A 12383-nucleotide genomic window follows, 5' to 3' on the forward strand; every position below is an offset into this window, starting at 1 on the left:
GATGCCATGGACATGGCACGCCGGTGGGTGCTGTGGGTCGGCTGCACCGTGTTCGTGTTCGCGATCTGCATGACGGCGCTCGCGGAGTTCGCCGGGCTGGGCTGGATCGGCGTCGTGAACGTGCCCTCCCCGTTCTGGACGGTCTGGCTGCCGGTCGGCGTCGCCCTGCCGCTGGTGCGGCTGGCGACGCCGACCGGGGCGCGCGCGGACCTCGACGCCCGGCTGCACCGGATCCTCGACCGCCACCCGGTGCCGCGGGAACTGCTCTCCCTGATCTACTGCCTGATCGGCTTCCTCGTCGGGGCCACGGCCGTGGGCCACGTCTTCAGCGTGCTGGAGGACGACTTCGTCGGCCTCGCCACCCCGGCGGTGCGGGCGTTCTTCCTCCTCGTCCTCCCGGTCCTGCTCGTGGACCGGGCCGGCCTCACGGTGAGCCGCCCCGAGGACGGCATGCCGCAACTGGCCATGAAGGTGACGCGGCCGTGGCGCTGGCTCGGCGCGGTGCCCGTCGTGGCCTGCTTCGCGGTCCTCGCAGCGGTCCACCGGGACCTCCTCCCCTCGCTGTCGCACGTCTTCGTGTTCGGGCTGGTCGGCGCGCTCCTGCTCATCACGGTCCCGGAGGAGGTCTTCTTCCGCGGCATGATCCAGAGCCGACTGGAGTGGGCCCTGGGGCGGTGGCCCGGCATCGTGCTGGCCTCGCTGCTGTTCGCCGCCACCTACACCGCCCTGGGCGGCTACGTGGACATGCTGCGCGGCGGCGCCCAACTGCTGGGGGGCGACGTGACCCTGGGGATCGCCACCTACGGGGTCACGGGGCTGCTGTACGGCTACCTCTGGTCGTGCTACCGCAGCATCTGGCTCAACGTGATCCTGCGCACCGGCGTGGTCCTGCTGGTCGTGGGCCCCTACCTGGCACCTCCGGTGTGACGGCCGCGCGGGGGAGCGCGGCCGGATCCGGACCCGCGCCCCGGAGACCCCGCTGCGCCCGGGGACCGCGCGGGATACTCGGAGCGCGTACCGCCCACCGGCCGACGGCCGAACACCCGAGAGGACCCCATGTCCGACCGCATCCTGGCCGAGGAACTGCTCCTGCTGCTCCACGATCCCGCCACCGGGCGCCTGCTCGGCGACGCCAACCGGCTCGCCTGCGGGCTCGCAGGGACGATGCTGGCCGATCTCGCACTGACCCGGCGGATCGCGATCGACGGCGACCACGTCTACGCCGACCGCTACGCCCGTACCGGTGACGTCGACCTCGACGGGTTCGCCGAGCGGATCGCGACGGAGCCGCGCAACCGCAAGGTCAAGTGGTGGGTGCAGAAGACGCGGTCGGCCAAGCTGCGCAGGCGGCTGCTGCAGAGGGCGGTCGAGCGCGGCGTGCTGCGCCACGAGGAGGACCGCGTGCTGCTGGTCTTCCCCCTCAACAGGTACTTCCCCGTCCGGCCCGACCAGCGCGAGGAGCTGCGGGCGCGGCTGCACTCCGTCCTCGTCGGGGAGCGGGCGCCCGACCCCCGCTCGGTCGCGCTGCTCGCCCTGGTCGGCGCGGTCCGGTCGGACCGCAGGCTCTTCCCCGGCCTCCCCGGCGGGGAGCGCCGCCGCCGGATGAAGGAGATCGTGGCCGACGACCGGATCGGCCAGGCGGTGCACAAGGTGATCCAGTCGGTCGAGGCCGCGACGGCCGCGGCAGCGGCCGGGGCGGGGGCCGGGTCCGACGGAGGATCGTGACGCCGAAGGCCGCGACCGCGCCCCGCGCCCCGCGGTGAACGCCCGCCCCGCGACACCGCGCCCGGCGGGTACATGGAGCCCATCCGCGCCGCCGGCGCCGTGCTGTGGTGCGACGGCGCCGCCGGGCGCGAGGTCGCCCTGGTGCACCGCCCGGATCGCGGCGATCGGACCCTGCCCAAGGGCAGGCTGAAGAGCAAGGAGCACCCGTTGACCGGGGCGGTGCGCGAGGTCACCGAGGAGACCGGGCTGCGCCCCCTGGACGGGGGCGGCAGGGCCGACGCTGGTCTGCGCGCACGGGGAGCTGATCACCGACCTCATGCGCGAGGCGCTCACCAGGCTCGGCCCCCGGTGTCCCAGCAGCTCTCACTGCGCAAGGGCGCGTTCTGGGTCCTGCACGTCCGCGCCGCGGACGCGCCCCTGGCCGCGATCGAACGCCACGCCGCCCGGGAGTGAGCCGGAGGCGGTGGATAGGGTGGCGGCGCGCGCTGCGGGAGCGCGCCCTGATCCCACCGACCCGAGGACTTCAGCATGGCCGAGCGCAAGGTTTCCCGGAGTGTCGTCATCGCGGCCCCGGCGAGCAGGATCTTCGACGCCCTCGCCGCGCCGCGCAGGCACCCGGAGTTCGACGGGTCCGGCAGCGTGCGCGAGAACGCGCACGGCCCCGAGCGGCTGGAGCTCGGCTCCAGGTTCGGGATGAGCATGCGCCTGGGCCTGCCCTACCGCATCACCAACCGGGTGGTGGAGTTCGAGGAGGGCCGGCTCATCGCCTGGCGGCACGCCGGTCCGCACCGCTGGCGCTGGGAACTCGACCCGCTGGAGGACGGGACCACGCGGGTGACCGAGACGTTCGACTACTCCTACGCCGGTGCGGTCGTCTACCAGTTGCTGGGCTACCCGGCCCGCAACGCCCGCGGCATCGAGCGGACGCTGCCCCGCCTCAAGCGGCTCGCGGAAGAGGGCTGACGCGCCCGCGCCCCCGGCCACGTGGCCGGGGGCGCGGAAACGCTAGGCGTCAAGGCAGGTGGAGCGGGGCTCAGTGGTGGTGGTGGCCCTTGTGGTCGTCGTCCTCGTAGTAGCCGTTGTCCTCGTCCTCGTCCTCGTCGTCGCCCTTCTCGTCCTCGTCCTCGTCGCCGTTGTCGTCGTCCTTCTCGTGCCAGCGGTGGTCGCCGTTGTCGTCGTCCTTCTTGCCGTTGTCCTCGTGGTAGCCGTCGTCGCCCTTGCGGTCGTCGTCGTCCTTGCCGTCGTCGTCGCCCTTGCGGTCGTCGTCCTTGCCGTTGTCCTTGTCGTCCTCGTGATAGCCGTCGTGGTGGTGGTGGCCCTTCCAGCTGTCGTCGTCGTCCTTGCCGTCGTCGTCGCCCTTGCGGTCGTCGTCCTCGCCGTTGTCCTCGTCGCAGTCGTGGTGGTGGCCCTTCGCGTGCCACCAGCCGTTGTCCTCGCAGTAGCCGTGGTGGTCACGGTCGACTTCCAGCGCCTGGGCGGGAGCGGCGCCGAACATGCCGAAGGATGCGCCGGCCATGGCGGTGAGCAGGGCGGAGGCGAAGATTCGCTTCAAAGACACAAGTATCCCTCTCGTATAGTCACTAGATAACTACGGAGCGTGACTACTGTAACTCGGGGAGGTCAGGGGTCGGTTGATTGATTCCTGGGCGTGGCGCACCCCGGTCGGCGACCGGTTTTCCACGCGGCCCTCCCGAGGTCTGCGGAAGCTGCGCGGCCCGGGTTTTCGCCGAACGGGTGGCCAAGGTCGGCTGTGCGGCCTTGCTCGCTGTCGGACGACGGGTGATCGTGGGCGAAAAGCGGCGGTGACGGCGGCAGGGGGCCGGGACGGCACCGTCTCCTTCCGCCGATCTTGACCTTGGGTTTCACCCTCGGCCCCGGGATGGAGCAGGCGTGCGGGTGGGCCCCTCCGCCTCGACCCCCCGGGGGTCGTGCAGGTCCGCCCCAGGAGGGACGGCGTGCGGGTGGGCGATTCTCTCGCGTGGCCGCCAGGCCCGTGGACGGGAAATCGCCCTCCCGCGCGCGAAGCGCACGCCGACACCGTCGGTGCGGACCGGCACCGTGTAAAACGGACATGTTCGCGCGTGCAGCACTCCCTACCGCCCTTGGCGCCGCTTTTCCGTGCAGGCCACCCGCCGTCCGGCCGACCACAAGGCCGTGCAGCGGGCCTGGGCCGCATGTCCACCGGCGCCCCGGGCCCATCCGGCTTCCGCGCGACTCGGTCAGGCCGGGTAGCACCGCGTCTCGGTGGCCTTCACGCTCGCCCACACGCGCTCGCCGCTGCCGGCGCCGAGCTCGGCCAACCCGGCCGGGGTGATGTCGGCGCTCAGCGCCACGTCGCCGTCGAGGTGCACTCTGACCTGGTCGCCGAAGCGCTCGATCCCGTCGATGACCAGCTCCCACACGTTGCGCGGCGTGCCGTCGGGCCGCTCCCGGTACAGCGCCACGGCGCGGGGCGGGAACGCGACGAACACCTCGCCCTCGCACGGCTCGGCGACCGCGATCCGCGCCGGCGCGCCCGCCGCGCCGACCACCTCCACCCGCGTCCCGTCGGCCTCGCCCCGGTAGAGGTTGAGGCCGACCAGCCGGGCCACGTAGCCGGTGCGCGGATGCCGGGCGACGTCGGCGGGCGGGCCGTCCTGCACGACCGCCCCCTCTTCGATCACGGTCACCCGGTCCGCCAGCACCATCGCGTCCAGCGGGTCATGGGTGACGATGACGGCGGCTCCGTCGAAGTCGGCCAGGTGGCGGCGGAGCCGGGAGCGGACCGAGGCGCGGGTGTGCGCGTCCAGCGCGGCCAGCGGCTCGTCGAGCAGCAGCAGGCGCGGGCGCACGGCCAGCGCGCGGGCGAGCGCCACCCGCTGGGCCTGCCCGCCGGACAGCGCGCGGGGCCTGGCCCGGGCGTGGTCGGCCAGGCCGACCCTCTCCAGCAGTTCGGCCGCGCGGGCGCGGGCACCGGCCCTGGACGCGCCCTGGCAGCGGGGGCCGAACGCGACGTTGTCCAGCGCGCTCAGATGGTCGAACAGCAGGTAGTCCTGGAACACCATGCCGATGGGGCGGTCCTCGGTCGGTGCCGTCGTCAGGTCGGCCCCGTCCAGCAGGATCCGGCCGTCGGCCATGGGCGCCAGCCCGGCCAGCGCCCGCAGCGCCGTGGACTTGCCCGCGCCGTTGGGGCCCAGCAGCGCCAGCACCTCGCCGGGCGCCACGTTCAACTCGGCGTCCAGCCGGAATCCGCCGCGCTCCACCACCAGGCGCGCGGCCAGGGCCGCGGGAACGCCGGTCATGCGACGCCCGCCCACCGGTCGCGCAGACCGACCAGGATGGCCAGGGAGACGAACAGGAGCACCAGGCTGAGCACGATCGCCGCCTCGGGGCTCTGCTGCATGGCCAGGTAGACCGCCAGCGGCATGGTCTGGGTGCGGCCGGGGAAGTTGCCGGCGAACATGATGGTCGCGCCGAACTCGCCGAGCGCCCGCGACCAGCACAGCACCGCTCCGGCCAGCACGCCCGGCGCCGCCATCGGCAGCGTGACCCGGCGGAAGATCGTCGACCGGGTCGCGCCGAGCGTCGCGGCGGCCTCCTCGTAGCGCCGGTCCGCGCCGCGCACGGCGCCCTCCACGCTGATCACCAGGAACGGCATGGCCACGAACACCTGCGCCACGACCACCGCCGCGGAGGTGAACGGCAGCGAGTAGCCGGTCCAGGCGTGGACGTACTGCCCGATGACGCCGTTGCGGCCGAACACCAGCAGCAGCGCCACGCCGCCCACCACCGGCGGGATCACCAGCGGGACCGTGACCAGGGCCCGCACGATCCGGCGGCCGGGGAAGTCGGTGCGGGCCAGCAGCCACGCCAGCGGGACCCCGAGCACCAGTGCGATGCCGGTCGCGATCGTCGCGGTGACCAGGGAGAGACCGAGCGCGTCGCGGACCTCGGGCATCAGCAGCCGGGTTCCCAAGGTGGGCCACGGCGCCCGGATCAGCAGCCCGAGGAACGGCAGCACCAGGAAGGCGAAGCCGATGAGCGCCGGCAGCACCAGCAGCCAGGGGAACCGCCCCGACGCGACGCGCGGGCCGCGTCGGCGGCCCGCGGGGGCGCGCGGGGTCATGCGGTCGTCGTGAAGCCGGCGTCGCCGAGGACCTGGGCGCCCTCCCCGGACCGGACCAGCTCCACCCACTCCGCGGCCGGTCCGGGCTGCGGCGCCTCGCGCAGAACGGCGATCGGGTAGTCGTTGACCGCCGACTCGGCCTCGGGGAACCCGATGCCCTCGACCGCGTCGCCGGCGGCGATCACGTCGGTCCGGTAGACCAGCGCGGCGTCGACCTCCCCGAGCTCCACCTTGGTCAGCGCGGCCTTCACGTCGTCCTCGTAGGTCGCCGGGGTGATCTCGACGCCGCCGGCGGCGTCCATCACCTTCCGGGCCGCGGCGCCGCACGGCACCTCCTCGGCGCACAGTGCGACCGTGGCGCCGTCGGCCCCGAGGTCGGCCAGCCCGGTCACCCCGGCCGGGTTGTCCGCGGGCACCGCGATCTCCAGCGTGTTGCGGGCGAACACCTCGGGCTCGCCGTCGACCCCGCCGGCCTCGACGACGAGGTCCATCGTGGCCGGATCGGCGGACGCGTAGACGTCGGCCGGGGCGCCCTGGTTGATCTGCGCGGCGAGATCGGAGCTGCCGGCGAAGCCGAACTCGACGGCGACGCCGGGGTGCTCGCGTTCGAACCGCTCGCCCAGCTCCTCGAACGCCTCGGTCAGCGAGGCGGCGGCGAACACGGTCAGCGTCTGCTCGGCCGCCTGCCCGCCTGCGTCGACCTGTCCGCATGCCGCGACCGCCGGCAGCAGCAGCACGGCCAGGAGGGCGGCCGGACGGCTCCTCCGGCCCCTCCCCGGCGCGCCGCCGAGGCCGCGCCGCCCGGACCGGGGGCGAAGAGCGAAGGCATCAGGCATGGCGGGTCTCCGGTCTCGGGTCGCCCTCGACGATGACGTTGGTCGACTTCACGATCGCGGTCGCCGGGGACCCCGCCTCCAGGCCCATTTCGTCGGCGGCCTCCCTGCTCATCAGCGAGACCACCCGGTGCGGTCCGGCCTGCATCTCCACCTGCGCCATCACCCCGTCCCTGGTCACCCCGGTGACCAGCCCGCGGAACCGGTTGCGGGCGGAGGAGAAGGCCAGCCCCGGATCCTCGTGCGCGCCCGCGCGCATGAACGCGGCGAGCTCCGCGCCGTCGACGAGGCGGTGCCCGTGTTCGTCCCGCACGGCGGCCAGCCGTCCGGAGTCCACCCAGCGGCGCACCGTGTCGCCGCTCACCCCGATGAGCCCGGCGACCTCGCTGATCCGAAAGTTCGACACGCTCAGAACCTATCCCTTGCATCTGCGGATTGAAAAGGGGGATATGCCTCGCAAATGCGAACACGGGGAAACGGTCCGGAGTCCGGGGCCGGGGTAGTGCTGACACCACCCCGATCCGGTGTGCTGCCGCCATGGCCGGGCACGGCGCGGAAACCTAACGTGGAGAAGGATCAGCGGAGGAGCGCGAACATGCAGAGCACCCCGGCCGTCATGGTCGCGACCGAGGCGGCGGCCGCACGGCCGTGGCGCGAGCGGTCGGTATCGGTGCTGCACCTGCTCACCTCGCTGGTGCTGTCGCTGCTCTACCTGGTTCCGGTCCTGCTGCTGACCTCCATCGTCAACGGGGTCTCCTGGACGCTGGTGTTGATGCTGCAGGAGAGGGCCGTCCTCCTGGACACGCTCGTGACCGTCCTCTCGGTCGCCATATTGCTGCCGCTCACCACCCTGCTGGCCCGGTTGGCCTGCCGGATCCAGCGCAGCCGGCTGGAGGGCGTCTTCGGCATCGTCGAGGCCGGAGTCCCTCCGTCCGCGCCCGAGGGCGGCCGAACGGTCCGGACGGCGCGCCACCTCTTCGGGCGGGACGCCTGGGGCGCGGTGTTCTACAGCACCGCCGCCGGATTCAGCAGCCTGTTCACCGGGGGCCTGGTCCTCGTCCTGATCGGGGTCGGCGGCGCGGCGCTCGGCGTCCTCATCGGGGCCGGGGCCACCCTGGTCAACGGCACATTCGCCACCCTGGTCACCGACACGAACGTGCTTCAGCCGCTGCTGCTGCTGGTCGTCTTCGGACCGGCGGCCGCTGTCGCCGGGTTCTGGGCGGCCCCGCTGCTGGTGCGCGCCGACGTGGCGCTCGCCCAGCGGCTGCTGTTCGACTCGCCCCGGGTGCAGGCGCACCGCCGCATCATCGAACTGCACGACAGCCGGCTGCGGATGGTCGACGCCGCCGAGGCCGAGCGCCGCCGGATCGAGCGAGACCTGCACGACGGGGCCCAGCAGCGGCTGCTGGCCGTGACCATGACGCTGACCCGGGCGCGGTCGAAGTTCGACCGCGACCCAGAGCAGGCCCGCACGCTGCTGGAGGAGGCCCAGGCCGAGTCCAAGGCGGTGATGGCCGAGCTGCGCGAGGTCGCGCGCGGCCTGCACCCGCGCGTCCTCACCGACCACGGCCTGGAGGCGGCCCTCCCTGTGGCCGCCGGCCGGTGCCCGCTGCCGGTGCGGGTCGAGGTGGAACTGGCCGAGCGCCCCTCCTCCCGGGCCGAGGGCGTCGCCTACTACGTCGCCTGCGAGGCGCTCACCAACGTCACCAAGCACGCCGGGGCCGAGACCGCCACGGTGCGCGCCGAGCGCATCGGGCGGCGCCGCGGCGACCTGCTGCGGCTCACCGTCACCGACGACGGCAAGGGCGGGGCCGAACCCGACGCCGGGACCGGACTGTACGGCCTGTGGGACCGGATCAACGCGGTCGACGGCACGCTCACCCTGCACAGCCCATCGGGTGAGGGCACCGTCCTCACCGCCGACATCCCCTGGAGGGCCTGACCATGCGCGTCATCATCGCGGAGGACTCGGTGCTGCTGCGCAGCGGCATGGCCAAACTCCTGCAGGACGAGGGCATCGAGATCGTCGCCCAGGTCGGCGACGCCGACGGCCTGCTCGAGGCGATCGCCGAGCACGGCGACGTGGACCTGTGCCTGGTCGACATCCGGATGCCGCCCACCTACTCGGAGGAGGGGATGCACGCGGCGATCCGGATCCGCCGCGAGCACCCCGGCGTCGCGGTCCTGCTGCTGTCCCAGCACGTCGTCGGCCGCTACGCCGCCGAGCTGCTGGGCGGCGGCTCCAGCAAGGTCGGCTACCTGCTCAAGGACCGGGTCGCCGACATCGACGAGTTCCTGGTGACCCTGCGCCGCATCGCCGACGGCGGCGCGGCGATCGACCCGGAGGTGGTGGCGCAGTTGCTGAGCGGAAGCCGCGACAGCGCGCTCGACCGGCTCAGCCCGCGCGAGAGCGAGGTGCTGGCGGCCATGGCCGAGGGGCTGAACAACGCCGGCATCGCGGCACGGCTGTTCGTCACCGAGCGCGCCGTCGAAAAGCACATCCGGGCGATCTTCACAAAGCTCGACCTGGGCCACGACGACCACGACCACCGGCGGGTGCTGGCGGTCCTGCAGTACCTGCGCAGCAGTGTCCCGCACGGGGCGACCCCCTGACCGACCGCACGGCCGGGGGCGCCTCCCCCGCCGATCCCCGGAGAGGAACGACGACATGACATTCACCGGCAGGGGCCTCTACGCCTCTTCGAGCAAGGTCCCGCGCAAGCGCCGCTTCGGCTGGCTGTTCATCGGCGCGCTCGTCGCCGTGCTGGCGCTGGGCTACGGCATGTTCAGTGTGCTGGGCGGGCTCCCGACCGCCCAGGGCGAGCGCAGCGACGAGTACGAGAGGCCCGCCCGGGTCGTCGTCGAGAACGGCACGGCGGGGGACGTCAACGTCCACGGCGTCGACGGCGGCGAGGTCAGGGTCGAGCGCGAGCTGCACGGCTCGCTGATCACCGACCCCTCCGAGGCGATCAGGGGGAACGGGGAGGCGCTGCGGGTCGAGGCCGAGTGCGAGGGCGCGTTCCTCTTCTTCGGCAACTGCGCCGTCGACTACGAGATCGGCGTTCCGGAGGGCACCGAGGTCGCCGTCAGGACCTCGACCGGTGACATCGAGGTCTCCTCGGTGCGGGGCGACGTGGCGGCGGCCAGCCTCACCGGCGACATCGCGCTCGACAACGTCGAGGGGAACCTGGACCTGGACGGCCAGACCGGGGACATCAGCGCCCACGGATCCGGCGACAGGGCCGAGGCCAGGACGACCACCGGCGAGATCAACCTGGAGGACTTCGCCGCCACCGAGGTCGACGCCGAGTCCACCACCGGATCGGTCAACCTGGAGGGCGGTTTCAGCGAGGCCGCCGTCAGGACCACCACGGGCGAGATCCACATCGAGACCGCCGACGCGTTCGAGCGGATCACCGCCGACAGCACCACGGGCCAGATCGGCATCCGGGTCCCTGAGAACGAGGAGTACCACGTCACCGGCGACTCCACGACGGGTGAGCGCGACATCGACGTCCCGACGGACTCCGGCGCCGCCACCCGCATCGACGCGACCACGACCACCGGCGCGGTCAACATCCGGCCGGACTAGATGTACTGACCGTGGAGGTTGGAGGGCTGTGGCCGCAGTCCTCCCGTTCACCACCGCACGGCCCGGTGGGGCCTGGAAACAGTCCCCGTCCTCCCCCCATCAGTGATCCAGGCGCCGTCCGGGGAGATCGGCGACGCGCTCGACGGCCGGGGGCGCAGAAGAGCCAGATTTAGGTTAGGCTAACCTCGTCTTTGGGGCTTTTGTCTCCTTGGATCTCTTTGCCTTTTTTGTGGGCATATCTGGCTACCGTGGATTGGACCCGAACCCGATGTCTGTGCTCCGCCAGGAACCCGCGGCCGCGGACCGCGCCCGCCGAACCTCCGTGGCCCGGCCACATCTCCTCCTCGCCCTCGTAGCGGCCGGCCTGCTGGCCGTCCCGGCCTGCGCGACCGGCGGCGACCCCGGTGCCGCCTCGGCCGACGGCGGCGCCACGCGCGCGGTGCGGACCGACAAAGGGGAGGTGGAGATCCCCGCCGAGCCGCGGCGCGTCCTGTCCCTGAACGCGAGCCTCACCGGTGACCTGCTGTCCCTGGGGGCGCCCGTGGCCGCCACGTCCACCGGCATGAGCGGGGGCGTGCGCTACGACGCCGACGGCTTCCCGGTCCACTGGAGGGGCGCCGCCCAGGAGGCCGGGGTGGAGATCCTCTCCGACTCGGCGGAGATCTCCCTGGAGGCGGTCGCGGCGGCCGACCCCGACCTGATCGTCGCCGGCGGCGTCGGCCGGCCGATGGCTGCGGCCGAGGAGCTCCACGACCGGCTCGGCGAGATCGCGCCGACGGTGTTCCTCGACTCCTCCGACAACGACTGGCAGGAGCAGCTCACCGCGCTCGGCGGGGTCCTCGGTGCCGAGGACCGCGCGGAGGAGCTGATCGACGGCTACGAGGAGCGCGTCACCGAGGTCACCGCCGCCGCGACCCTGCCGGAGCAGCCGACCAGCGTCGCCCTGGACGCCGAGACCGTCCAGACCCTGCACGACGGCGCCCCCGGCGTGCGGCTGCTCACCGACTTCGGGTTCGAACCGGCCCCGCTGCCCGAGGACGCCGTCCCGGACGCGCCCACCAAGGACTGGATCGAGGTCAGCGAGGAGGAGATCTCCGAGGTGTTCACCGGCGAGTCCCTGCTCCTCTACGAGGGGCGGGCCACGACTCCGCTCTCCGAACTGGCGGCCGACTCCCTGTGGAGCAGACTGCCCTCCTTCGAGAACGGCAGGGCCCACGGCATCCCGGTCGAGGCGCGCCGCCCCGACTACCTGGCCGCCATGTACACGGCCGACTGGGTGGAGGAGGAGTTCGGCCCGCGGCCCTGAGGTCGCGGACCGGCGCCGGATGCCCGCTTCGCCCGCATGGCCTACAGTTCGTTAGCGCGTGCCGGAACCGAGGAAGAGAAGCGAGGCCATGGAAGCAACATCGTTCGCGGAGGTCTGGCAGGACGTCTTCCTCACCCAGCCGGCCCCGCCGCAGTGGCTGATCATCGCCACCGGCGTGGTCGCGCTCGTGGCGGTGCTCGTGCGCGGGCCCTGGCGGATCGCCCGCAACGTGGTGACGATCGCGCACGAGGGCGGGCACGCCCTGATCGCGATGCTCAGCGGGCGCCAGCTCACCGGCATCAGACTGCACTCCGACACCTCCGGCGTCACCGTCTCGCGCGGGCGGCCGGAGGGCATCGGCATGATCTTCACGGTCGCCGCCGGCTACATCACGCCGTCGCTGGTCGGCCTGGCCGGGATCCTGCTGCTGCTCGGCGACCGCATCACCGCGCTGCTGTGGATCAGCATCCTGCTGCTGGCCGCGATGCTGCTGCTCATCCGCAACGTCTACGGCGTCGTCTCGGTGGTCGGCACCGGCGCACTGGTCTTCCTGGTCTCCTGGTTCACCCCGGCCGAGGTCCAGGCGGTGTTCGCCTACGCGTTCACCTGGTTCATGCTCTTCGCCGGAGTGCGGCCGGTGTTCGAACTCCAGGCCCAGCGCTCCCGGCAGCCCTCGCCGCACTCCGACGCCGACCAGCTCGACCGGCTCACGGGCGTCCCCGGCACCGCCTGGGTGTTCTTCTTCGGTCTGGTGAACCTCGCCGTGCTGGCGCTGGGCGTGTGGCTGCTGATGTTCTAGGGGCCGACGGGGTGTGAGACCCG

General features: G+C 72.9%; 13 protein-coding genes and 1 pseudogene. 9 read left to right on the forward strand and 5 right to left on the reverse strand.

The genetic code is table 11. From position 1 onward, the window contains the following. The first annotated feature begins 6 nt into the window (after positions 1-6). The 4 genes and pseudogenes from HDA32_RS01905 to HDA32_RS01920 all read left to right on the forward strand — a co-directional run bounded on the left by HDA32_RS01905 (position 7) and on the right by HDA32_RS01920 (position 2688). On the forward strand, positions 7-927 hold the full coding sequence (locus tag HDA32_RS01905) for a CPBP family intramembrane glutamic endopeptidase (RefSeq protein WP_179641529.1): 921 nt from the start codon (positions 7-9) through the stop codon (positions 925-927). Between the two features lie 129 nt (positions 928-1056). Further along, on the forward strand, positions 1057-1725 hold the full coding sequence (locus HDA32_RS01910) for a GOLPH3/VPS74 family protein (protein WP_179641530.1): 669 nt from the start codon (positions 1057-1059) through the stop codon (positions 1723-1725). Positions 1726-1797: 72 nt separating this feature from the next. Continuing rightward, positions 1798-1989 (forward strand): annotated as a pseudogene (locus HDA32_RS32005) (NUDIX domain-containing protein); the annotation flags it as partial. A 264-nt stretch (positions 1990-2253) separates the two neighbouring features. After that, positions 2254-2688: an SRPBCC family protein gene (locus tag HDA32_RS01920; protein WP_179641531.1), complete on the forward strand. Its 435-nt coding sequence runs from the start codon at positions 2254-2256 to the stop codon at positions 2686-2688. A gap of 70 nt (positions 2689-2758) precedes the next feature. Here HDA32_RS01920 and HDA32_RS01925 read toward each other — a convergent pair whose 3' ends face one another. The 5 genes from HDA32_RS01925 to HDA32_RS01945 all read right to left on the reverse strand — a co-directional run bounded on the left by HDA32_RS01925 (position 2759) and on the right by HDA32_RS01945 (position 7069). Then, positions 2759-3277, reverse strand: a complete 519-nt coding sequence (locus HDA32_RS01925; protein ID WP_246334192.1) for a hypothetical protein — start codon at positions 3275-3277, stop codon at positions 2759-2761. 667 nt (positions 3278-3944) lie between these two features. Then, on the reverse strand, positions 3945-5006 hold the full coding sequence (locus tag HDA32_RS01930) for an ABC transporter ATP-binding protein (RefSeq protein WP_179641532.1): 1062 nt from the start codon (positions 5004-5006) through the stop codon (positions 3945-3947). After that, positions 5003-5830, reverse strand: a complete 828-nt coding sequence (locus tag HDA32_RS01935) for an ABC transporter permease (RefSeq protein WP_179641533.1) — start codon at positions 5828-5830, stop codon at positions 5003-5005. The genes HDA32_RS01930 and HDA32_RS01935 overlap by 4 nt, the downstream gene beginning before the upstream one ends. Then, the gene (modA, locus tag HDA32_RS01940; protein WP_179641534.1) at positions 5827-6666 is read right to left on the reverse strand and encodes a molybdate ABC transporter substrate-binding protein; all 840 of its coding nucleotides are present in this window, start codon (positions 6664-6666) and stop codon (positions 5827-5829) included. Before modA ends, HDA32_RS01935 begins: the two co-directional genes overlap by 4 nt. Beyond that, positions 6659-7069: a TOBE domain-containing protein gene (locus tag HDA32_RS01945; protein ID WP_179641535.1), complete on the reverse strand. Its 411-nt coding sequence runs from the start codon at positions 7067-7069 to the stop codon at positions 6659-6661. Before HDA32_RS01945 ends, modA begins: the two co-directional genes overlap by 8 nt. A 189-nt stretch (positions 7070-7258) precedes the next feature. Here HDA32_RS01945 and HDA32_RS01950 point away from each other — a divergent pair, with 189 nt between their 5' ends. The 5 genes from HDA32_RS01950 (at position 7259) to HDA32_RS01970 (ending at position 12360) form a co-directional block, all read left to right on the forward strand. Further along, positions 7259-8605 carry a sensor histidine kinase gene (locus HDA32_RS01950; RefSeq protein WP_246334194.1) on the forward strand — a complete coding sequence of 449 codons (1347 nt, stop codon included), beginning with the start codon at positions 7259-7261 and terminating at the stop codon, positions 8603-8605. 2 nt (positions 8606-8607) lie between these two features. After that, the gene (locus HDA32_RS01955; protein ID WP_179641536.1) at positions 8608-9276 is read left to right on the forward strand and encodes a response regulator transcription factor; all 669 of its coding nucleotides are present in this window, start codon (positions 8608-8610) and stop codon (positions 9274-9276) included. A 55-nt stretch (positions 9277-9331) separates the two neighbouring features. Then, on the forward strand, positions 9332-10255 hold the full coding sequence (locus HDA32_RS01960) for a DUF4097 family beta strand repeat-containing protein (RefSeq protein WP_179641537.1): 924 nt from the start codon (positions 9332-9334) through the stop codon (positions 10253-10255). A 268-nt stretch (positions 10256-10523) separates the two neighbouring features. Then, positions 10524-11561 (forward strand): ABC transporter substrate-binding protein, encoded by a 1038-nt coding sequence (locus HDA32_RS01965; protein ID WP_179641538.1) that lies wholly within the window; start codon positions 10524-10526, stop codon positions 11559-11561. 88 nt (positions 11562-11649) lie between these two features. Further along, the gene (locus tag HDA32_RS01970; protein ID WP_179641539.1) at positions 11650-12360 is read left to right on the forward strand and encodes a M50 family metallopeptidase; all 711 of its coding nucleotides are present in this window, start codon (positions 11650-11652) and stop codon (positions 12358-12360) included. The last annotated feature ends 23 nt before the right edge of the window (positions 12361-12383 follow it).

Source organism: Spinactinospora alkalitolerans, from assembly GCF_013408795.1.
GTDB lineage: Bacteria > Actinomycetota > Actinomycetes > Streptosporangiales > Streptosporangiaceae > Spinactinospora > Spinactinospora alkalitolerans.